Below are 22,806 nucleotides of genomic sequence, written 5' to 3' on the forward strand. Positions count from 1 at the left end.
TGGGAAACAAATGCAACCAGTATACTTTTAGTAACCACGCTAGCATGGCTATGAAAAATATTAAAAAATGAATAAATACAATGGTTAATAATAAAGAATTAAATTTAAACGGTTGCGATGAACCTTGCTCTATAGAGCGAGGAATGCGTATTCTTGGTGGAAAGTGGAAAGCTTCTATCTTGTGGCACTTAAAAGATGGGCCGGTACGCTTTAACGAACTGTCTCGTATGCTCGGTGGTGCAAGCAAGAAAATGGTCGATCAACGTCTTAAAGAGTTAGAGGTTCAGGGCTTGGTGACTCGAGAAGTGATCTGCGATCGGCCTATCGCAGTCACTTATGAAATTACCGAGTTTGGCCGTACTGCTTTAGACATTTTGGAAAAGCTCAAGGATTGGACTGAGGAGAGCGATTTTTAGGTTAATCCTTATCAAGGCAAATTAGACAACAAAAAACCGCATAACCTTTTAAAGGCAATGCGGTTTTTATATCGGTTGAATTAACGAGCGTCAATATAAACCACTTTTAGGTCTAAATGAGCAACTTAACTAACCATCTAAAACGTCACTTGGAACCCTCACCCAGCCTTCCATCAACACTCGCGCACTGCGGCCCATCACAGCTTTGTTTACTTTCCAATGGCCTGCCACTTGGCTTGCTTGCGCGCCTACTTTAAGCGTTCCTGATGGGTGACCAAACAGCACAGACTCACGTTCTACACTGCCAGCAGCTTCGCTTACCAAAGTGCCAGGAATAGCGGCTGCAGTGCCAATAGCCACAGCTGCAGTGCCCATCATTGCATGATGTAGCTTCCCCATGGACAATGCTCGTACATTAAGGTCAATATCTTCCTTGGCTATTGCCTTACCGCTTGACGATATATAATCCATCGGCGTTGCCACGATAGCAACTTTTGGAGTGTGCTGACGCGCAGCAGCCTCATCAATATGTTTAATGAGCCCCATTTGCACAGCACCATAAGCACGGATGGTTTCAAACCTATTAAGCGCAGCTTGATCGCCATTTATCGCTTCTTGTAACTCGGCCCCACTGTAACCTAAGTCCTGTGCATTGATAAATATCGTTGGGATCCCAGCATTAATCATGGTCGCTTTGACACTGCCGCTTGATACGATATCAGTAGGTAACTCTAAATCATCGACCAGATTACCCGTTGGGAACATGTCACCTTCCCCATCGGCAGGATCCATAAACTCAACTTGAACTTCTGCAGCAGGGAACGTTACCCCGTCTAATTCAAAATCACCGGTTTCTTGCACTTCGCCATTCGTCATAGGGACATGTGCGATAATGGTTTTGCTAATATTTTTTTGCCAGATCCGCACAACAGCAATCCCGTTCTCAGGAACACGGCGAGGATCTACGAGGCCGCTACTTATTGCAAACGAGCCAACCGCTGCAGATAAGTTGCCACAGTTACCGCTCCAATCTACAAAAGGTTTATCAATGGCGACTTGGCCAAACAGATAATCAACATCGTGACCAACCTCGTTACTCTTGGCCACAATGACCGTCTTACTGGTACTTGAAGTTGCGCCGCCCATGCCATCGGTCTGTTTCTGGTAGGGATCAGGGCTTCCAATTACTCTCAACAACAGAGAGTCGCGTATCGGTCCTGCCACCTGTGCTGCTTGCGGCAAATCAGTTAAATTAAAAAACACACCTTTACTGGTGCCGCCACGCATATAGGTTGCGGGCACTTTAATCTGTGGTAAATGTACTTTTTTGCTAGTCATATTAGGTTACCGCTACAGTTCTTTATATATCATAGAGTTAACTTTTATTGCTAAAGTAAACAGCCGCGTAAATTTCGGCATGTAAAGGTCAGAAAGTTTGTTTTCTGTACTCTTTAAAACTGAAGATAATCAACATTGAGCTTCGATGGCAAAAAGCCACCAAAGCTACATCAAATAAAGCTACCTTCGCCGATACGCTTTAACTTGTTAAAACCCCAATACTTTATGCGGCTGAAGACTCTAAAAAGTCTTGTGCAAAGCGCTGTAAAATCCCACCAGCTTCATAGATAGAGACCTCTTCGGCTGTATCTAGTCGACACTTAACAGGGATCTCAACAGTTTCACCGTTTTGACGAGTCATGATTACCGTTAATGCAGCTCCAGGTGTACGTTCGCCAATCACATCATAGGTTTCAGTCCCATCGATTTGGTAGCTATGGCGGTTTTCGCCATGAGTGAATTCAAGCGGTAGTACTCCCATTCCGACTAAGTTAGTTCGATGGATACGCTCGAACCCTTCAGCAACGATAACTTCAACCCCTGCAAGGCGTACACCTTTAGCTGCCCAGTCGCGACTTGAACCTTGTCCATAGTCCGCTCCAGCGATTATAATCAATGGCTGCTTACGGTCCATATAGGTCTCGATCGCTTCCCACATCCGTGATTCAACCCCTTCTGGTTCAATACGAGCATAAGAGCCCTGCTTGATTTCAACTTCGCCATCCTTACCAAGCTGAGTGACCATCTCATTAAACAATTTAGGGTTAGCAAAGGTCGCACGTTGTGCAGTTAAGTGATCGCCGCGATGAGTAGCATAGGAGTTAAAATCAACTTCCGGTAGTCCCATCTTGTCCAGATAAGCGCCAGCGGCACTGTCTAGCATAATCGCGTTAGAAGGCGATAAATGGTCAGTCGTAATGTTATCTCCCAGTACCGCTAATGGGCGCATACCTTTCATGGTCCGCTCACCTGCCAATGCACCTTCCCAATAAGGAGGGCGGCGAATATAGGTACTCTGCGGACGCCAATCATATTGCGGATCGTTATCGGTGCCGTACTCAACTTTAATATCGAACATCGGCTCATAGACTTTTCGGAACTGCTCTGGCTTAACGCTTTTGGCAATGACTGCATCAATCTCTTCATCGGACGGCCACAGATCTTTAAGCAAAATATCCTTGCCATCAGCATCAGTTCCCAGCACATCTTTTTCGATATCAAAACGTATGGTGCCAGCAATGGCATAGGCTACGACAAGAGGTGGTGATGCTAAAAATGCTTGTTTAGCATAAGGGTGGATACGACCATCAAAGTTACGGTTGCCAGAAAGCACTGCCGTTGAATAGAGATCGCGTTCGATAACCTCTTTTTGAATAACAGGGTCAAGCGCGCCGCTCATGCCATTACAAGTGGTACATGCAAAGCCAACAATTCCAAAACCAAGTGCTTCAAGTTCAGGTAATAAATTAGCATCTTCAAGATATAACTGCACCGCTTTTGAGCCTGGAGCTAATGAGGTCTTCACCCAAGGTTTACGGGTTAAACCTTTTGCATTTGCATTACGGGCAAGTAACCCTGCAGCAATCACATTGCGTGGGTTCGACGTATTAGTACAGCTAGTAATTGCCGCAATAATACACGCGCCGTCAGGCATCAATCCGTCTTCGTTTTCAACCACACCACTAATGCCTTTTTCTGCCAGATCACTAGTTGATACACGGCGATGCGGATTTGAAGGGCCTGCAATATTACGCCCGACACTTGATAAATCAAAACGCAGCACACGCTCATATTCAACATCATTAAGCGTATCAGCCCATAAACCCGCTTGCTTGGCATAGGTTTCGACTAACTTAACTTGCTTATCATCACGGCCCGTCAATGTTAAATAATCTATGGTTTTGTCATCGATATAGAACATTGCTGCTGTCGCGCCAAATTCAGGCGTCATGTTTGAGATGGTAGCTCTATCACCTAAAGTAAGGTTAGCCGCACCTTCACCGAAAAACTCAAGATAGGTTGACACCACTTTCTCATTACGCAGAAACTCAGTGATTGCCAGAACGATATCCGTTGCGGTAATACCCGCTTGGCGTTTACCCACCAGTTCAACACCAACAATGTCAGGCAGGCGCATGTATGATGGACGGCCTAGCATTACACTTTCGGCCTCTAAACCACCGACGCCAATTGCAATTACCCCTAACGCATCGACATGAGGTGTGTGGCTATCGGTGCCAACTAATGTGTCAGGAAAGGCAACACCATCACGGGCTTGCACAACAGGAGACATCTTCTCAAGGTTGATCTGATGCATAATGCCGTTACCAGGCTGGATCACGTCGATGTTTTTAAACGCCGTTTTAGTCCAGTTGATAAAATGGAATCTATCGTCATTACGTCTGTCCTCGATAGCGCGGTTCTTTTCAAAGGCATCTTTTTCAAAGCCAGCATGCTCTACCGCTAAGGAATGATCAACAATCAATTGGGTTGGCACTACTGGGTTAACTTTTGAAGGATCGCCGCCTTTATCAGCAATAGCATCTCGCAGGCCCGCAAGGTCTACCAAGGCTGTTTGGCCAAGAATATCGTGACAAACTACGCGCGCCGGATACCAAGGAAAATCTAAATCGCGTTTACCTTCTATGATCTGCTTAAGGCTGTCGGTTAAGGTTTCTGGACTGCAGCGACGAACTAAGTTCTCAGCATATACACGGGAGCAATAGGGTAACTTTTTAAAGGCATTCGGACTGATGGCATTGACGGCCGCTTCAGTATCGAAAAAATCTAACTCGGTACCAAGCAAGGGTTTACGGTAGTTGGTATTCATAGGGCATTCCAATTCTAAGCTGACATTCAGAGTATTGACTTCCCACTAAATTAAAGACTAAACGATAACCAGTGAATTATTTTAATACCTAAATATCTTTTATTATTATAAAGATAAATAAATAAAAGGCAGTTAAATACTGCCTTTTAGCTAGTTAATACAACTATCTTTCACTGATAGGAGTCACCTTACGTGGCTCGCTGCCTGTGTAATCAGCACTTGGGCGAATGATGCGGTTATTGGTGCGTTGCTCCATAACATGTGCAGCCCAGCCCGTTAAACGCGAACATACAAATATCGGCGTAAACAGTTTGGTTGGGATCCCCATGAAATGGTAAGCAGATGCATGGAAGAAGTCAGCATTACAAAATAGCTTCTTGGTGTCCCACATAAACTCTTCACACGCGACTGAGATATCATATAGTGATGTATCACCATTCTCGGCAGCGAGTTTTTCAGACCAAGCTTTAATAATCACATTACGTGGATCAGAGGTACGGTAGATAGCGTGGCCAAAGCCCATGATCTTCTCTTTACGTTCAAGCATACCGGCCATTTGCTCTTTAGCATCGCTGGGAGAGCTAAACTGCTGGATCATATCCATTGCCGCTTCATTTGCACCACCATGCAGTGGCCCACGCAGAGTGCCTATGGCGCCAGTAATACAAGAATACATATCGGATAGAGTTGATGCACAAACACGGGCAGTGAAGGTCGATGCATTAAACTCATGCTCAGCATAAAGGATTAACGATACGTCCATCACGCGCCTATGTTGCTCAGAAGGCGCTTTACCATTGAGCAAATGTAGGAAGTGACCGCCTATGGAATCTTCATTAGTCACACAATCAATTTCAACACCTTCATGGGAGAATTTGTACCAGTAACACATAATTGCCGGAAAAGCTGCCAGCAGACGATTAGCAGCTTTGTTCTGCTCCGAAAAATCAGCTTCAGGTTCTAAGTTACCGAGAAATGAACAGCCAGTGCGCATAACATCCATTGGATGAGCATCGGCAGGAATACGTTGCAATACTTCCTTTAATGCTTGAGGTAGATCGCGTTGTGCAAACAGCTCAGTCTTATAGTGATCAAGCTCTGTTTGATTAGGTAGCTCACCGTTAAACAATAGATAAGCAACTTCTTCAAAGGTTGCGTTGTCAGCAAGATCCGAGACATCGTAGCCGCAGTAGGTCAAACCTGATCCTGATTTACCCACAGTACAAAGCGCTGTTTCACCAGCACTCTGACCACGAAGACCTGCACCACTCAATTTTTTATCAACCATGACAGTATTCCTTTTCAATTTGTATTGCTGGTGGCTTAACTTTACGTACTAAGCCCCGCATTTTTTTTATATTTTTTAGTTTATGCCAGCTCCTCAATGCTGCGAGGTGTAATTGCTGACACAAGGTGTAAGGTTTGGCTGCCTAATGACAGCGGTTTTTACTGACTAATTTTCCAACTAATTAGAGATTCTTACCTTCGGCGAACAAGCTATCTAGCTTTTGTTCATAATCGTGATAACCAAGGTAGTCGTAGAGATCCATGCGTGTTTGCATTGAATCAACTACCGCTTTTTGATCGCCATGCTCAAGAATCGAGCTATAAACCATTTCAGCCGCTTTGTTCATCGCTCTGAATGCACTTAATGGATACAACACCATTGAAGCGCCCCACTCGCCTAATTGCTCTTTATTCCATAGCTCGGTTTGACCAAACTCGGTAATATTTGCAAGAATAGGCACATCCAGTGCATCGCTAAATGCGCGGTAATGCTCTTCGGTCTTTACTGCTTCAGCAAAAATACCGTCAGCGCCTGCTGCAACATAGGCTTTAGCACGTGCAATCGCGGCCTCTAGACCTTCTTGTGCGAATGAATCGGTGCGCGCCATGATGAAAAAATCAGGATCTGTGCGAGCATCAACAGCCGCTTTAATTCGATCAACCATCTCTTCAGTTGATACGATCTCTTTGTTCGGACGGTGACCACAACGCTTCTGTGCGACTTGATCTTCCATATGTACAGCTGCTGCACCCGCTTTTTCCATATCACGAATCGTCTTAGCAATATTAAATGCGCCGCCCCAACCCGTATCGATATCAACCATTAACGGTAAGTCACAAGCAGAAGTGATACGTTGCACATCAACAATCACGTCATTTAATGAGGTCATGCCGAGATCTGGTAAACCATAAGAGGCATTAGCGACGCCGCCACCTGATAGATATATAGCTTGATGACCAATTTTCTTCGCCATCATGGCCGAATAAGCATTAATGGTACCGACTATTTGTAATGGACTATTGGCTGCTAAGGCCTCACGAAACTTCTTACCTGCGCTCATGTGGTGCTCCCTTTGTTATGGCTCAGCTAACTTGTAATTATTCGATGCTGTAACAAGCTAGATCAGAGAAAAATAATATTAGTTATTTAACGGTCTTTTGATTACGACTTTATGTTTAAAAGTTAATTTCTATAAATTCAGCTTATTCTCGATACTCGATTTTGAGTACAAAATATGTCGGCGCATCAGCATCTCGGCAAGTTCTGCATCACGATTACAGATAGCTTGAACAATATGCTTATGCTCATCAAATGCCGTGGTTACCCGCGGACCACTCATGCCTAGCTGCACACGATACATACGTACCAGGTGATAGATACCATCGGTTAACATAGAAATAAGGTGCTTATTTTTACTGCCCAGAATGATGCGGTAATGAAAATCGACATCGCCGGCTTCCTGGTAATATGTCAGGCCAGACTGGACTTTATCGAAATGGCTATTAAGGAGAGCCTGTAGATCGGCTATTTCATGATCGGTCATATTTTGCGCTGCAAGTCGGGCCGCCATTCCCTCAAGCGACTCACGTACCTGATAAAGTTCTACTAGTCCTTCAGGTGTCAAGGTGACAACCCTAGCACCAACATTTGCTTTACGCTCAACCAAGTGGCTGGCCTCTAACCGATTAATTGCTTCTCTAACGACAGCACGACTAACCGCATATTTTGTCGACAACTCAGTTTCACTTAACTTAGAACCGGCTGCGACATCGCCTTCTACGATATCTTTTCGTAGCTGGAAAAATGTCTTATCTGCAGCAGTGACGGGCTGTTCAGTAAAAAAGGTCATATAAATAGGCTTGATAGTTTAAAACTGGATTGTCGACAATTTATCGCCATTATGTGACCAAGTCAACACTTCTAGGCAATATTGTCGACAAAGACACAGTAACACTGATGGTACACGATGAAGCAAAAGGTAATAGATTAGGCAGGTTTAATTTACAGTGAATAGGACTAGCAGTAAGCTGTATCTATAGAGATTACGGGGTGTCGAAAACAAAGATTAACAAAAAACAATCAATAACCTAACTGGTTTGAGATACTGATGAACAGCGACTTACCTAACACGGATAAGCCGCTAACACAAACCGTTGCACTCTACTCATAGATGATGATTTTAGTAAACGGTTGCTGAATGCAACAGGTTGCAGTGTCGACAATCTTCCCTAATATTGTTCGATTAAGTTGGTCAAGGTGTTAGTGGACGATGAAGCGGACACAGGTCCGTTATCAGTCACAAACGCTGCTTGCATCCCACTAAACTTTGTCATTTTTACAGCATAAGTAACATCAAGCTCAGCACTCATCACCTTTTCTTCCGCTCTGTGAACATTAGCAAGGGCACTGGAATAGTCGCCAACATTATAAGGACGGCTGCTTTTTGGGTTAAGTGCATCAAGGGAGTACAAATACTTTCTAGACTCTGCCGCTAACAAGACAGCTTTAGCATTAATTAAATCAGACTTTGCAGAAGTTAACTTATTCTGTTTGTTTAGCAAGTCAAAGTCACTATTGTTTTCAATATTTAAGTTCGATACTTGCTGGTAGTTATCGTTTGTAACACCTGTAAAAATAGCGCTATCTTTGCCGGAGCAACCCACGAGCATACTGCAGCAAACACAGCTAATAACAACAGTAGCCAAATGCGTATTTTTGAACATAGCCTAATCCTAGTAATCGTTATACCAATCGTTTGATAAAAATCAGTGCAACGGTTTTAGTTGCTGGTCAATTTACAATAAATATACGCCGTTTGTTCAAAAGTCATACTAGTAACTTTACTAGGAAAAGGTATCGGGTGATTAAACTTTGACGGCGCGCAAACATCACAGTCAAACCAATCAATGAGCCGCCCTTTTACTTTGCTCTCTATACAATGAATAAAATATTGTTAGCCATGGTTGAGATATAAAAAACCGCACACTCACTAAGTCAGTGTACGGTTTAACGATGGAACCGCGTTGCGAAGCTATGCGGATCGAACTCGATGAATAACCGTATACATTACTGGTGTTACGATCAAAGTAAGAATTGTCGCGAACGTTAATCCTGCCATCATCGCCACAGCCATTGCTTGGAAGAACCCATCAGTGATGAGTGGGATCATACCTAAAACAGTCGTTACCGCAGCCATACTTACTGGACGAACCCTTGAAACTGACGCATCAATTACTGCGAGGTAATCCTCTTTCCCCTCATGGATCTGCAGCTTAATCTCTTCAACTAACACGATAGCATTTTTAATTAACATGCCAGTTAAGCTCATCGTGCCAAGCAGTGCTAAGAAAGTAAATGGCATATTAGCGGTATAAAGCCCTACAACGACACCGATTATCGCAAATGGAACAACAGTCCAAATAACTGCGGCATCTTTGAATGAGCTAAAGAGCAACACTGTAATAAGGATCATAACCAAATAACCACCACCCAATTTTTCACCGATAGCTACCAATGCATCCATCGATGTTTCATGCTTACCACCCCAATGCATGCTATAGCCTTCAGGTAATTCAATCGCCTCAACTTCAGCTTTAAATGACTTTTGAACAGCTGCAGTGGTTAACGTCCCCATTTGATCTTCATCAGCCATCGCCATCACGGTGCGCACTCTGTCACGACGCATAATGACAGGATCTTCAAACTCGATGTCAAAACGATGAACGACTTGAGATAGGCTCACGTATTTATTAAGCTGATTACTCCAGATCTGCAATTCCATAATTCCATTAATATCAGTACGTTCCACTTCCGGTGGACGTACAATAATTGGCATTAGGTCTGAGCCATCACGATATAAGCCTACACTGCGACCAGAGAAGTTTGCCAGTAGCACGTTATCGATCTGTGCCTTACTGATCCCTAGCGTTCTCGCGGCTTCTACGTTAAATACAGGGCGGACAACTTTTGTTCGTTCACGCCAATCATCACGTACAGCTGTCCCACCTTCGCTTGCAGCCATTATCGCTTTTGCCTGGGCTGAGAGGTCTCTTAATACGTCAGGATCTGGACCTTGGAAACGAGCTTCTATTCGACCGTCAGGCGCAGGACCCATTTCAAAACGCTTAAAGTTATAATTTGCACCAGCAAAGTTAGATTCAAGCATACTGCGCACATCACGCATGACATCAAGCAGGCTATCCATATCTTTAACAGTAACCATTAGGTTGCCGTAATTGTTGTACATCTTTTCAGGCTTATAAGCCAGCATGAAACGAACATGCCCTCCACCGACACTAGAAGCAACTTGAGTAACTTCTGGGTGACTCAATACCAAGTCTTCCATCGCTTTAATTTCTGTCGCTGTCGCGCGGATGTCTGTATTGTAGGGTAACCAGGTATCGACCATAAATTTAGGTAGGTTCATTGGCGGGAAGAATTCGTTCTTCAACATGCCAAAACCTTTTACAGAACCTAGTAGCAAAACCACCAACAAAAGCATGGTCTTCTTTCTATGACGTATGCACCCTTTTAAGAACTTTCTGTAGGAAGTAAACACTACACTTTTATAGGGATCAACTTCTTCCCCTTCCGCTGCTGGCTTTTCATTTTTGAAGAACATAGCGGATAAAAATGGTGTAGTGGTAATGGCGGTGATCCAACTTAAGGTTAACGATATCAATACCACCCAGAACAGTGTACCAATCAATTCACCCGATATATCTTCTGATAAACCAATCGGGGCGAATGCAGTCACCGCAATGACTGTGGCACCGAGTAATGGCCACTTTGTTTGTTCAACAATATCAATCGCGGCGCGGAAACGGTTTTTACCTCTCTGCATACCGACCAGAATACCTTCCACGACAACAATGGCGTTATCAACCAACATACCTAGCGCAATGATCAGCGCACCTAATGAGATCCGCTGTAAATTGATCCCCATTTGTTCCATGAAGATAAACGTACCAGTCACAGATAAGATCAGTACAATCCCAATGATAATGCCACTTTTCAAGCCCATCGTGAGTAGCAGTACGGCAATAACAATCGCTACCGCTTCAACAAGGCTCCACACAAAACCATCAACGGCTTTTTCTACTTGTACAGGCTGATTGTAGATGTTCTCCATCTCAATACCGATTGGTTGCTTGTTAAGCATACTGTCGATATGCGCCTGAACACGGCTACCAACCTTAATGACGTTTTCGCCTGGCATAAATGACACACCAAACTCAAGCGCCGGAAGACCGTTCATAGACATGAGCTTTGTCGGTACTTCGACATAGCCTTGACTGATCTCAGCAACATCTCCTAGTAATATCCTAGCCTCAGAGCCAACAGGGCTAATCACCAGATCTCTTAACTCACTGATGTCCTGAAACTCACCAGTAGGATAGAGTCTTACTGTGTCATTTTGAATTCTGATCCGGCCAGCATTTGATACTGAGTTTTGGCTCTGCAATAAAGCAGCAATATGATCTATCGGAATATTGAGTGCAGAGATCTTACTGTTTGAGATCTCGACAAAAATTTGCTGCTGCTGAACACCACCAATAACAACTTTGCTGACTCCATCAAGCGTAACCACATCCCGTCGAAGTTGATCGGCGAATTGTTCCAGTTCAGCCATATCATAGCCTTTACCGGTGATCCCCCATATCATGCCGTATACATCACCAAAATCATCATTAACGATTGGTTCTGCAGCACCAGGTGGTAAGGTTTTTAGATCGCCAATCTTACGCCGTACTTCATCCCAAATTTGCGGTAGATGCAGACTGGTATATTCCGACTCCATCATTACATCAACTTGAGATAACCCAGCAGTGCTTACAGACTTAATCCACTTAACTGACGGAAGTTGCTGCAATGCATTCTCAATTAGCAGAGTTACTTCCTCTTCAACTTGTTCTGGAGAGGCGCCTGGATAACTAGTAACAATCAATGCTGAGCGAGGTGTAAACTCAGGATCTTCTAACCTACCTAGATCTTTAAACGCAAGAATCCCCCCAACAAGTAACACCATAATGATTAGCCAGCTAACCACAGAGTTACGCATCGAATAACCCGCGATACCACCACCCAGGCATTCCTTTTCTAAATCCTCAGTTAAGCTTTGCTCTTTTGAAAAAGTAGTCATTAAATACCTCGCTCACGCTTAAGTTCTTTAACTTGCTGGTTTTCGCTTATCAAATAAGTGCCAGCTGTTACTACTTTATCGCCAGCCACTAGACCAGAATCAACAACTGCCCCAGTCGCTAGAAGACTCAATACGTTAACTTCTCGAAGATGAGTCTTATAGTTGCTATCGACCACCCAGACATATTTACTATCATCACTAAGCTTTTTAGTTTCAGGGCTAAATAAGGCACTCATCGGAACAATGACTGCGCTATTTGTAGCCAACTTTTCGTCAGTAATCACGGTATTAACATTGGCACTCATACCTGGCAGTGCGCGCATATCAGCAGGAACCTCAACTGATAGCGTCACCCTAAAGCTCAATGCTCCGAGTGTGGTTGATTTACGCATCTCTTTAAAAGTGGCAACGAGGGGTCTATCAGAGTAACTATCAAGAACAACTTGAGTAGTTATCGCTTTGAATTTTTCAGGGTCGAACTGTTTTAATAGCTGCTCAGGAAGGTCAAACTGAATATCACTTAAGCGATCGTTTTGAAACTCTACAATGGCTTGAGTAGCGGCGATATGATCATGATTTTCACCGTATTTTTTAGCTACAATACCATCATAAGGGGCATAGATTTTAGTATACTTAAGATTTTGACTTGCTCTATCAAGTCTAGCTTTTGCCATCAGCATCTCTGCACGAGAGGTATCAAATTCAGCTTTAGTTGCCAAGCCTTTCGGTACAAGCGTTGAATTACGTTCATGCTGAGAAACAGACAGTTCATACTTAGCCTTGGCATTATCCAATAAAATATTAAAATCAGTAGGATCTAATTCAGCAATCAGCGCTCCTTTCTTAACGCGATCTCCCTCAATGACATAATGTTTAGTAATTTGCCCCGATACCCTAAATGCAAGGTCAGTACTCTCATTTGCAGTAACTTGAGCAGGAAAAGAGCGTTCAATATTGGCTGCTACACTCTCTACAATGGCCATTTTCACAGGTCGCACTGTCTCGTTAGTTTGTTGTTCTGTTTTATGTTCAGCACAACCTATTAATGAAGAGGTAGCAAGTGCTATTGTTGTTAGTAACAGTCGATTTTTTATGGTTGTCATTAGTACTCCGCAAGCATGAAACTCACAAACTAAACGCACCAAGATGTTCATCAATCAGCCGTTTAATAGATCCCCACCTACTACGACTGACCTAGTTATTGCAAAAAAAACAAACGTAAATATCTGATTTTTAACAAAATTAATCTTAAAACATTTAGCTCGCATTTAAATAATGGCGGAATATTAGCAATATAATTTGTATTAAGCCGCGCGCCACAACGCACTACATCAATAACAGGAGGTTTTACTAGTGATAACAGCTAACTAAAATTTGTACGTAAACACAGCAGGTCATTAACCTTTATGAAGAGAAAGCTGGAGAACTAAACATACGAAACATTATCAACTCAGTTATATAGAAAACACTAAGCTAGCAATTATAAAGAAGAACTTAGGCCTTAAGCGAAGTTGTTAGCTGGTTAAACAGGCTAATCATTGCCATGCTAGGTAATTAACAAAGTGCGTAAAACCCTTCTAATTTTGGCAGTTCACCAGCATAATCAATGTTAATACTCACTGTAGAGAAGCTTATATTTATGGCCATGTTAATCCTTAATGGAAAAAAAGCCGGTTTGGCTGAAATCAGACAGAGTGTTAATACACTCAGGCAGCAAGGCTATAATATTGAAGTGCGATGCACATGGGAGTCTGGTGATATTGCACGCTTTGTTAAAGAAGCAATACAGTCAAACATAACCAGAATCATTGCTGGCGGAGGAGATGGAACCGTAAACGAATTGGCCGATGCCGTTACGACACTTAAGCAAGATGCAGACGAGACCTTAGTTTCTCAACTTAACAAAAGTGAGATTGCGATACTGCCATTAGGCACCGCAAATGATTTTGCCACGGCCTGCCGTATACCTGCAGACGTGGAAGCGGCATTGAAACTGGCGCTCACGGGTAAAGCCTACTCTATAGATATGGCTCAAGCGAATGAGCGTTATTTTATCAACGTCGCATCTGCAGGATTTGGCGCTCAAGTGACTGTTGATACACCAGTAGAGCTGAAAGATCTTTTAGGAGGGCAAGCTTACTTCATATCAGGTTTAGTGCAGGCACTTAACTTTACCCCTTACGAGGGAAAGTTCACAGCAACCCTCGCAGATGGACAGCAAGTAACCCAGGAAGGAGCGGGATTACTAGGTGCTGTTTGTAATGGGCGCCTCGCTGGCGGTGGCCAAAGTCTTGCTCCAAATGCATTGCTGAACGATGGTTTACTCGATGTCTTTCTAGTGCGCCACTTTCCTAGCACAGCATTGAAACAGGTTGTTGATGAGCTCATCGATACCAGTATTAATGGTGAATATGTCAGCAGAATGCAAGTTACCAATATTGTGCTTGAATCAACTCAACCTTTGCCTGTAAACCTTGATGGCGAACCTACTTCAAGCCAAAAACATACCATTTCAATCATCCCCAATGCAATTCATTTAGTACTACCCGATGACTCGCCAGTGCTTGGCTAGTTTTTGAATCTACAAATAGAAAAGCAGCACTTAGTGCTGCTTTTCTATTTGCGTAAAACCAGTATAAAACTTAGGTCACCAGCTTGTCTCCTAATTAAGCTGCCAGTTACCTCCAAGCGCTTTATGCAACCCTATGGTCATATGGGCGGTTTGCAGCTTTGCCGCAACCACTCGATCTTTGATCATATTCTCTTGTCGCTGAGCATCTAGTATCGACAAATAATCACTAAGACCCGCCTTATAAAGTGACTTTGCCTTATTGACGGCGTTTGTGGTTTCTGTTTCTGCTTCACTAACCAGTTTTACATATTGCTGACTGTGACCATAACCTTGTAAAAGCGTTTCTACTTCACCAAACGCTGCAATCACGGAGTGCTGATAACTCAATACGCTTGAATCAAAACGAGCCTCCTGCATTTCAACAATTGCATCACCTCTGCCACCATCAAATACGTTCCAACTAACACCAATACTGCCAGCCCAAGCCACAGAGTCACCGCTAAACAGATCATCAAAGTCTTCCGCCAACACTCCAGGCGCACCGGTTAAAAATACTTTCGGATATTGTGCTGCAATCGCCGCTGCTCTTTCTTCATTAAGCGCCGCCATCTCACGTTCAGCAATCCTGATATCGGGCCTGCGATTGAGTAAATCCGCTGGCAGACCAATTGGCACTATCCCGGTAAAGTTAGGCAGTGGCATAACTTCACTTAATCTCTGTTCACCCTGCTTGGGTGTTTCTCCAAGTAAAATAGCTAAACGCTGTTTATGAACATTGGCGGCGATCTCCAACTGTGGGATCACTGACTTGGTGGCTGCTAACATCGCCTTAGCGCGTGCTTCATCAAGTTTTGAGCCGTAACCACTCTTAACCATTAGTTGCACCAACTCCAACGTACGTTGCTGATCCTCAACCGTATGTAGCGCAATCTGCTTACGCTCCTGAGCACCGCGTAACTGCAAATAGTTATGGATCACATCCGAAGTGATCAAGGTGACTAGCCCTTCACGCATTATCACCATCTGCTCGGCACGTATCGCTGCGGCATTCGCTTGACGATCAATACGGCCAAATAGGTCAGCTTCCCAGGCAATAGTTGCCCCCGCGAAGAACGCACTATTGTTGTCGTCCACTAAACCTAAATCTTCGCCGGTAGCTGGATTCTTGGCAGTTATTGCCGTCCCCAGTAACGGATCATTCTCACTGATCTGAAAATTTCCAAAGCCCGCACCTAAGTTGACGGTTGGTACCTTAAAAGATTCAATAGCAGCTTGATATGATTGCGCCATTTTTATACGCTGCGCCGCTATTTTTAACGGTATAGCCTGATTTTGGGCATCGGCTACCAATTGATCAAGCACCGGGTCGTTGAACTTAGTCCACCAAGCGTTATCGTTAATATCACTGCGCTCGCCAGCAATAGTACCAGCCGTGTCTTGATACAAATACTCACTGTCAAGAGTGGTTGTAGGCGCTTGATAATCAGGGCCTACTGCGCAACCAGACATCAAGATAGCCATCGCTATCGGCGCTATTTTGAATAGTTTCATATTAGTTTTGCTCCATAGCGACACTTGAGGTTTGCGTGTTTATAGCATCCGTCTTATGACTGTTTTCTCGGTAAAATAGGCAATAAAAGGCTGGCATAATAAACAGTGACAATACAGTTGCCGCTGCTAACCCACCGATAATAGTGGCCGCCATTTGGTCAAACAATCTATCGCTTAAGAGCGGGATCATTCCAAGTGCTGTAGTGAGTGCGCCCATTGAAATCGCCATAGTACGGTTTAACGTAGCAGCCTTAACTGCTTCTTTAAGAGGCTTATTAGCCGCGCGTTCTAACTCAATTTGATCCATCAACACAATGCCGTTCTTGATAATCATCCCAGAGAGGGTAATTGCACCAATCAAGGCCATAAAGCCAAACGGTTTATCAAGTAACAATAGCGTCCATGTTGCGCCTATTGATGCCAGCGGCAAAGTGATCAAAATGATTGCTGGCTGCTTAAAGCCGTTAAACATCGCGACCATAATCACCACCATCATCAGCAAGGCTTTTGGCATTTGGCTCATAATGTCGTTAATAGCGCGATCTTCATCATAGAACTCTCCGCCCCACTCAAACGCATACCCAGCAGGCAACTCTATTGCTTCAATACTGTCCTTAATTTGATTACGGACTTGTGCTGGTGTGGCATCAAATACATCTGCTTGAGCAGTAATTGTCGGAACGCGATTACGGCGCCAAATCATGCTCTCTTCACTTTGCAACTCAAAACTATCTACCACTTGGCCTAATGGCACGCTATGGACGCCCAATAGTGAACGGACAGGTAAGGTTTCTAGGTTGCTCAAGTCAGCATTTGCACTTCTCACGCTAATAGGGATTAGCTGATCACCTTGATTCAAAGTCCCTAGGGTCACACCTTCCGTCGCACGTTTTATTGCTAGCGAAATATCAGTACGGTTAATACCTGCCCTACGAGCTTGTTCTTGATTGATCACAGGTTCGATAACTTTACTTAGTTGGCGCCAGTCATCACGAACATATTTAGTATTACTGTTAGCCTTCATGATTGCTTGAGCTCTGTTAGACAACTCATGTAACACCAGTGGATCAGGACCGGTAAACCTTGCTTCAACACTAAACTTATCTTTAGTCGCTAGTTTTAGTGCTCTAAACCGAGGCTCTGCGTTGGGAAAGTTGTTTGCTAGCCATTCGTCACCACGTTTAGAAAGCGTCTCTATACCTTCGTATTCATGAACATTAATGACTATCTGGCCATAACTGGTATCGTAAGGTTCTGGCTCTACAGTCACAGAGAATCGCGGTGCACTGGCACCAACAAAACTTGAAATACTGCTAACTTCAGGTTGCTTAACCAACCAGCCTTCAATTTTTTTCATATCCTCCGATGTGCTTTCTATCTTAGAACCATTTGGTAACCAGTAATCAAGAAACACCATTGGGCGGTCAGAGCTAGGAATAAAGTTGATAGCAACGTACGGCGCAGCTAATGCGGTAATTAACAGCAAAGGCACCACCATTGAAATGGCTTTCACTGGATTTAATACTGTCCAATTAACCGCGGTTTGATAGCGCGTTGGTTTACTATCTTGCTGTGACTTTTTAGTGTTAGGTTTGATCCATAACCAACAAAGTAGTGGTGTAAGAGTGACAGCCACCAGCCATGAAAACAGTAAAGATGAGCAAACAATTAGGAACACAGAGCTGGCGAATTCACCGGCATCAGTTTGCGAGAACACAACAGGGCTTGAACCCATAATAGCGATAACGGTTGCCGCAAGCAGTGGTTTAGCCGTTTCTTTCACTGAATCAATTGCCGCTTTGGTTCTTTCGATACCTTGGTTGAGTTTGACGATAAACAGATCAGTAATAACAATGGCGTTATCCACTAACATACCGAGTGCTAAAATAAACGTCCCCAAAGAAACTCGCTGCAAGTCGACCCCTGCAATATACATGTAGATAAGTGTTAGCAAGATGGTAAAAATAAGGCTGCCACCTACAATGGTCGCACTTTTAAAGCCCATAAAGACTAGCAGTACAGCTACAACAATTGCCACACTTTCAAGTAAATTGACGACAAAATCTTCAATCGACTTTTCTACTTCATCTGGCTGAAAAGCCGTGACACCAATTTCGATGCCGACAGGCAGCTGTTGTTGATACTCGCTTATAATGTTGGTTAAACTTTCGCCTAAACTAACAACATTAATGCCGGCAACAGGACTTACCGCCAATGTTACAGCTTGCTGGCCATTGAATCGGCTTAAAGTTGTTATCGGGGTTTGATAACCAAGACTGACATCGGCAATATCACCTAATGTCAGTAAACCAGTACTGTAATCGCCTATTCCACCTTTGATGCTGAGCGCTTTAACGTCTTCAATCGATTTAAATGCACTGCTTTGATCAATCCGGATACGTTCATTATCTGCGGCAAAACTACCGCTATTAAATGTCAGGTTCTGTGTCGCTAGTTGGTTAATAACTTGGGCAGATGAGATCCCATATTGTGCTAAACGCTCCTCAGGAAGATCGATATACACCGCTTGGCTCTGTACGCCATGGAGCTCAATCTTTTTAATGCCGTCAACCGACTTTATTCGTCGTTGCAGTTCTTTAGCATACTGACGCAGCTCTTCTGGTTGCGCGTTTTCGCCATAGACGCTAAACAACATGCCGTAAACTTCAGAAAATTCATCTTGCACTATGCTAATTTGCGCGGTTGCTGGCAAAGTTAACTTAACATCATTAATTTTTCGTCGCAGCAGATCCCACTGCTGAGGTAACTCTTCAGATTTTGTAGACTCTTTCAAATCAATAAAAATCATAGAGCTGCCTGGGCGTGACAAAGAGCGCAGTTTCCACATAGAGCCCATCTCTTGCAGTTTGGTCTCAACTTTGTCTGTGACTTGTCGCTCAATCTCTTCCGCAGACGCACCAGGGTAAAGCGTCACCACAACGGCACTTTTTACGGTAAACGTCGGATCCTCTAATTTACCCAACTCGAAGTAAGAGATTAAACCAACAATCACACATAACACACTGAAAAACAGCACGAATAAACGTTGTTTAATTGCAAATTCAGCTAAATTCATCATAACTCCTAATAGCTAAATGCTTTATCGACAGTGTTAGTCACTTGCTGATAAGGCGCCAAATAACTCACGCCAGCTGTGACGATCGCATCACCTGTTTGTAAACTGCCGCTCAAACAAACGCTATTACTTTGCAAAGACTCTACCGTTACTGGTATTTCAGCAATAACCTGCGCCTTCACGATATAAACGCTTTTGTTGTTGCCTTTTTGCAGCAAGGCCCCATATGGCACACAGTAACTGGCCTGATCAATATTGAAGTTAACAGCAACATTTACCGCTTTTCCTGGCAAAGCATCTGTCGCTTGTTCAAGAAGAAACTCAACAGCATAAGTTTGTTTAATTGGATCAGCTAAGGTGTCCATTGCAGTTAACGTTGCAGTTAAGCCTTGCTGCGCTCCATGCCAGCTAACAACTGCGCTCTGCGCGAGTGTCAATTGGCCCATTAGGTTTTCAGGCATATCGATAATGGCTTTTAACTCATTAGGTTGATGCAGTGAATACACTGAAGTACCTGGAGAGGTTTGCTGGAAGGTTTGTTGAGATTTAGAACCAATAATGCCACTAAATGGTGCTTTAAGCTCTGTATAGCCTAGAGCATCTTGAGCTTTTTGTAAGTTTTGCTTAACGACATTCACCATCGCTAAGCTACGCTTGTAGCCGCTTTGTGCTCTATCTAAATTAACCTTTGAAATTGCATCGTCAGCAATCGCTTGCTTAACTCGCTCAAGCTCGACGGAGGCCAGCTGGTGTGCAGCATTTGCCTCAGCAAGTCTCGCCTCCAATTCAGCGACATTGACACGATAATCATGGGGCTCTAATCTGGCCAGTACCTGCCCTTTTACAACCTTATCGCCGGTCTTAACTAACATTTCTTCAATGGTACCAGCGACTCTAAATGCCAGATTTGCTGTTTGGGTTGCTTCAAGTACACCGGAAAATTGCTTGGTATTAGTTTGGTGGGATTGCTTAAGAACCATCACTTGAACGGGGCGCTCAACCTTAATGGCCGCTGTAGCGCTTGCAGCAGGAGCTTCACTACAGCCTGAAAGAACAGCGATGGCTAGAGGTGCGATAGTGAATTTGGTAAGTTTTGCGTATGAGAAGGACATTGCTCTCTCCAATAGAATAATTGGTAGAGAGTTTAAGACTTTAACTTAGCAAGATAATCAGTCTATCGCGCACCAAACTGTCATGAATATTATTACAATCCAGCCATTTCAGGGATTTCTTGTAATAAAAAATCAATCAATAGCCTTGTTGGTAAACTTATCCCTTTTCTGTCGGCATAAATGAGCCAAACATCTTCTTTCTTAGATTCATATTCAGGCAAAATACGCACTAAGTGCTGGCTTTCGATGGATGCTAACGCATATAGAGGCGGCATAAAGCCGATACCTTGGCCACCGACAATGGCACGACGAACAAACCCCATATGATTACAACTAAATCGGCTGTTAACTTTAACCGTTTCACTGCTCAAATCCCAATTATCATCTAGTGTTCCATCGGGCCAGCGGTAACAAATGGCATTATGCTGCTGCAGATCTGATAGCGTTTTTGGCGCTCCGTGCTTCTGTATGTATTCAGGGCTAGCGTATATACCTCGACCTAAGCTAAGGATACGTCTAGCGATAAAGCCCGAATCTTGAACCTTGCCTGCATGAATGGCAAAGTCTAATGCTTGGCTATATATGTCAGTGGCATAGTTATTGGTGTAGCGCAAATCCAGCTCTATCTCGGGGTAGAGTTGCTGAAATTTAGCCAATACCGGTTGCAGTGCTTCATCACTTTCAGGTAAAAAACCAACTTTTACCTTACCTACTGGCTTGTCATCAATATCCAGTAGCTTGTTTTTCGCTAATTCAAACCCTTCTAAAACAGACAATAATTCATGATAGTATGCTTCACCATGCTGAGTTAAACGTAGCTGCCTAGTAGTACGAAAAAACAGCTGAGCATTTAACGCTTTTTCTAGCTCGCCAATCCGCCTACTCACATTCGCTCGTGGCAGATCTAAGGCATTGGCCGCTGCTGTAAAACTACCGAGCTTTACCACGATGGTAAATAATTTTAGATCTTCTATCCGCATACATTTCCACCCATTTAAATATTTTTGCTTACTGAGTCAAAGTTAACTTTGTTGTAGGCAACAAAAAAAGCTTAGTCGGTAAAGACTAAGCTTAAAAATACTGTAATGTTTTTTTTGTAGCGGTGGTAGTTTACAAGTCAGCTATGTGCGTTACTGCACAGTTAATTAAATCTGATTTGAAGCAGAAAAGAGTAACTATTCCTACTAAGACTTATACATAAAGCCTTTTAAAATACCCAATTCATAGTGATACCAGCGATGGCAGCATCATTGTTATAACTGCCAGATAGCGCCCCATAGCCCAGTGCGTCATAGCGGATCTCTGGAGAACCAAGATCTAGATATTCAATGAAGAAATTAACAGAAAAGTCTTCTGATGCCTGATATGTTGCACCGGTACCGATACGGATTATGTCATCTACAGGAAGGTCTGGGTATTGGTTGTACGCGTTATCAGCGGTATCGCTTAGCGGCGATGACTCGTAACCGACTCCAAACTCTAAACGCCATTGATTAGTCAGCTGATAGTGCATCCCTAAAGAAGCGCTATACGTGTCATCCCAATTCCTATCTACATTAACTTGACGGCCAGAGTCATCTAAGATCAATACGCTTGACTGATTCTTACTCCAATCCTGCCAGTCTAAAGACCATAACAACGCAAACTTGTCAGTCAAACCATGGTAACCACTTAACTTTACAATAGCGGGTGAAACCAGACCTAAGCGCGCATCGTAGGTTTCGCCATTGCCGTTACGGTCAAGTTTTACATCGCCCTCAAGGGTATGGTCCAGACCTGAGCGAACTGTTAGCCCCAACATATTGTCCGCATCGATCGTGTAATGCAGGCCTAAATTAACCCCAAACTCTACTGAACCCGCTTCATATTCAGCGCCAATGTTTTGAGTAAACTGCTGAGTTTGCAAAAGTGACGCATATTCAGAAACCATGCCTACGCCAACTGCCCATTGCTCATTGATTTTATAAGAAACAGATGCGTTTACCTGAACAGTCACAAGATCAATAGAGCTAATAAGACTTGCGCCACGCCAATCATCACCATAATCAACAGATGCTCCGCCTTGTGAAGCGAGTGCAAGACCAAATGCCCATTTGTCGCTTAATGGGTTAACCCAATATACAGATCCAAGTGGTGTAACACTGCCTGCATTACCACCGTCATTGCCACCACCAAAACTACCATAGGAACCGTTATCTTGATATTTGATATTGAGGTCAAAAGCTTGAAGACTGCCAGTTAAGGTCGATTTTTCAACGAGACTCATTGCTGCAGGGTTGGAGTAAGCACTTTCAGCACCTTCTGAAATCGCTGCGCTACCTGCACCTGCAGTGCTAGCGTTTAAACTGCCTAACTCACCAAGAACGGTACCTGCTGCAAAACTTGGTGCTGATACTAATGCAATGGTCACTGCTAAAGGTTTAAGTAGAAATTTCATTAAATAATCTCGTATGTTGTTATGTAATAATCACAATCAATTAT

At 43.5% G+C, this 22,806-nt stretch carries 15 protein-coding genes; 2 read left to right on the forward strand and 13 right to left on the reverse strand.

Annotated features, from left to right (window positions below; all coding sequences use genetic code 11):
- Nucleotides 1–80 precede the first annotated feature (80 nt).
- Nucleotides 81–416: a winged helix-turn-helix transcriptional regulator gene (locus tag L2730_RS20620; RefSeq protein WP_248976301.1), complete on the forward strand. Its 336-nt coding sequence runs from the start codon at nt 81–83 to the stop codon at nt 414–416.
- A gap of 129 nt (nt 417–545) precedes the next feature.
- Here the strand turns inward: L2730_RS20620 and prpF are convergent, their stop codons facing one another.
- The 8 genes from prpF to L2730_RS20660 all read right to left on the reverse strand — a co-directional run bounded on the left by prpF (nt 546) and on the right by L2730_RS20660 (nt 13,117).
- Nucleotides 546–1,754: a 2-methylaconitate cis-trans isomerase PrpF gene (gene prpF, locus L2730_RS20625; protein WP_248976302.1), complete on the reverse strand. Its 1,209-nt coding sequence runs from the start codon at nt 1,752–1,754 to the stop codon at nt 546–548.
- A gap of 223 nt (nt 1,755–1,977) precedes the next feature.
- Nucleotides 1,978–4,584, reverse strand: coding sequence for a Fe/S-dependent 2-methylisocitrate dehydratase AcnD (gene acnD, locus L2730_RS20630; RefSeq protein ID WP_248976303.1), 2,607 nt, complete (start codon nt 4,582–4,584; stop codon nt 1,978–1,980).
- A gap of 163 nt (nt 4,585–4,747) precedes the next feature.
- On the reverse strand, nt 4,748–5,872 hold the full coding sequence (gene prpC, locus L2730_RS20635) for a bifunctional 2-methylcitrate synthase/citrate synthase (RefSeq protein ID WP_248976304.1): 1,125 nt from the start codon (nt 5,870–5,872) through the stop codon (nt 4,748–4,750).
- Nucleotides 5,873–6,053: 181 nt separating this feature from the next.
- Entirely contained in the window at nt 6,054–6,932 is an 879-nt protein-coding gene (prpB, locus tag L2730_RS20640) for a methylisocitrate lyase (RefSeq protein ID WP_248976305.1), read from the reverse strand.
- Nucleotides 6,933–7,061: 129 nt separating this feature from the next.
- Entirely contained in the window at nt 7,062–7,721 is a 660-nt protein-coding gene (locus L2730_RS20645) for a GntR family transcriptional regulator (RefSeq protein ID WP_248976306.1), read from the reverse strand.
- A gap of 379 nt (nt 7,722–8,100) precedes the next feature.
- On the reverse strand, nt 8,101–8,595 hold the full coding sequence (locus L2730_RS20650; RefSeq protein WP_248976307.1) for a hypothetical protein: 495 nt from the start codon (nt 8,593–8,595) through the stop codon (nt 8,101–8,103).
- 308 nt (nt 8,596–8,903) lie between these two features.
- On the reverse strand, nt 8,904–12,014 hold the full coding sequence (locus tag L2730_RS20655; RefSeq protein WP_428848481.1) for an efflux RND transporter permease subunit: 3,111 nt from the start codon (nt 12,012–12,014) through the stop codon (nt 8,904–8,906).
- Nucleotides 12,014–13,117: an efflux RND transporter periplasmic adaptor subunit gene (locus L2730_RS20660; RefSeq protein ID WP_248976308.1), complete on the reverse strand. Its 1,104-nt coding sequence runs from the start codon at nt 13,115–13,117 to the stop codon at nt 12,014–12,016. Before L2730_RS20660 ends, L2730_RS20655 begins: the two co-directional genes overlap by 1 nt.
- Nucleotides 13,118–13,653: 536 nt before the next feature.
- On the opposite strand from L2730_RS20660, the gene yegS reads away from it, so the two are divergent.
- Nucleotides 13,654–14,586, forward strand: a complete 933-nt coding sequence (yegS, locus tag L2730_RS20665) for a lipid kinase YegS (RefSeq protein ID WP_248976309.1) — start codon at nt 13,654–13,656, stop codon at nt 14,584–14,586.
- A 90-nt stretch (nt 14,587–14,676) separates the two neighbouring features.
- On the opposite strand, the gene L2730_RS20670 is transcribed toward yegS, so the two are convergent.
- The 5 genes from L2730_RS20670 to L2730_RS20690 form a co-directional block, all read right to left on the reverse strand.
- Complete coding sequence (locus L2730_RS20670) at nt 14,677–16,137, reverse strand: efflux transporter outer membrane subunit (RefSeq protein ID WP_248976310.1); 1,461 nt, start codon at nt 16,135–16,137, stop codon at nt 14,677–14,679.
- Between the two features lies 1 nt (nt 16,138).
- Nucleotides 16,139–19,216: an efflux RND transporter permease subunit gene (locus L2730_RS20675; RefSeq protein ID WP_248976311.1), complete on the reverse strand. Its 3,078-nt coding sequence runs from the start codon at nt 19,214–19,216 to the stop codon at nt 16,139–16,141.
- A 5-nt stretch (nt 19,217–19,221) separates the two neighbouring features.
- A complete protein-coding gene (locus L2730_RS20680) occupies nt 19,222–20,325 on the reverse strand; it encodes an efflux RND transporter periplasmic adaptor subunit (protein ID WP_248976312.1) in 1,104 nt (367 codons plus the stop codon).
- A 92-nt stretch (nt 20,326–20,417) separates the two neighbouring features.
- Nucleotides 20,418–21,305 carry a LysR family transcriptional regulator gene (locus tag L2730_RS20685; protein WP_248976313.1) on the reverse strand — a complete coding sequence of 296 codons (888 nt, stop codon included), beginning with the start codon at nt 21,303–21,305 and terminating at the stop codon, nt 20,418–20,420.
- Nucleotides 21,306–21,532: 227 nt separating this feature from the next.
- On the reverse strand, nt 21,533–22,762 hold the full coding sequence (locus L2730_RS20690; protein WP_248976314.1) for an OmpP1/FadL family transporter: 1,230 nt from the start codon (nt 22,760–22,762) through the stop codon (nt 21,533–21,535).
- Nucleotides 22,763–22,806: the final 44 nt, after the last annotated feature.

This window comes from Shewanella kaireitica (assembly GCF_023284045.1).
Classification (GTDB): domain Bacteria; phylum Pseudomonadota; class Gammaproteobacteria; order Enterobacterales; family Shewanellaceae; genus Shewanella; species Shewanella kaireitica.

What these genes read in the sequence shown, in the direction of transcription:
- prpC (WP_248976304.1), bottom strand. Translation starts at nt 5,872, where the DNA reads ATGGTTGATAAAAAATTGAGTGGTGCAGGTCTTCGTGGTCAGAGTGCT.
- L2730_RS20650 (WP_248976307.1), bottom strand. Translation starts at nt 8,595, where the DNA reads ATGTTCAAAAATACGCATTTGGCTACTGTTGTTATTAGCTGTGTTTGC.
- L2730_RS20645 (WP_248976306.1), bottom strand. Translation starts at nt 7,721, where the DNA reads ATGACCTTTTTTACTGAACAGCCCGTCACTGCTGCAGATAAGACATTT.
- L2730_RS20620 (WP_248976301.1), top strand. Translation starts at nt 81, where the DNA reads ATGGTTAATAATAAAGAATTAAATTTAAACGGTTGCGATGAACCTTGC.
- L2730_RS20680 (WP_248976312.1), bottom strand. Translation starts at nt 20,325, where the DNA reads ATGTCCTTCTCATACGCAAAACTTACCAAATTCACTATCGCACCTCTA.
- L2730_RS20685 (WP_248976313.1), bottom strand. Translation starts at nt 21,305, where the DNA reads ATGCGGATAGAAGATCTAAAATTATTTACCATCGTGGTAAAGCTCGGT.
- L2730_RS20690 (WP_248976314.1), bottom strand. Translation starts at nt 22,762, where the DNA reads ATGAAATTTCTACTTAAACCTTTAGCAGTGACCATTGCATTAGTATCA.
- L2730_RS20660 (WP_248976308.1), bottom strand. Translation starts at nt 13,117, where the DNA reads ATGACAACCATAAAAAATCGACTGTTACTAACAACAATAGCACTTGCT.
- prpF (WP_248976302.1), bottom strand. Translation starts at nt 1,754, where the DNA reads ATGACTAGCAAAAAAGTACATTTACCACAGATTAAAGTGCCCGCAACC.
- acnD (WP_248976303.1), bottom strand. Translation starts at nt 4,584, where the DNA reads ATGAATACCAACTACCGTAAACCCTTGCTTGGTACCGAGTTAGATTTT.
- prpB (WP_248976305.1), bottom strand. Translation starts at nt 6,932, where the DNA reads ATGAGCGCAGGTAAGAAGTTTCGTGAGGCCTTAGCAGCCAATAGTCCA.
- L2730_RS20655 (WP_428848481.1), bottom strand. Translation starts at nt 12,014, where the DNA reads ATGACTACTTTTTCAAAAGAGCAAAGCTTAACTGAGGATTTAGAAAAG.
- L2730_RS20675 (WP_248976311.1), bottom strand. Translation starts at nt 19,216, where the DNA reads ATGATGAATTTAGCTGAATTTGCAATTAAACAACGTTTATTCGTGCTG.
- yegS (WP_248976309.1), top strand. Translation starts at nt 13,654, where the DNA reads ATGGCCATGTTAATCCTTAATGGAAAAAAAGCCGGTTTGGCTGAAATC.
- L2730_RS20670 (WP_248976310.1), bottom strand. Translation starts at nt 16,137, where the DNA reads ATGAAACTATTCAAAATAGCGCCGATAGCGATGGCTATCTTGATGTCT.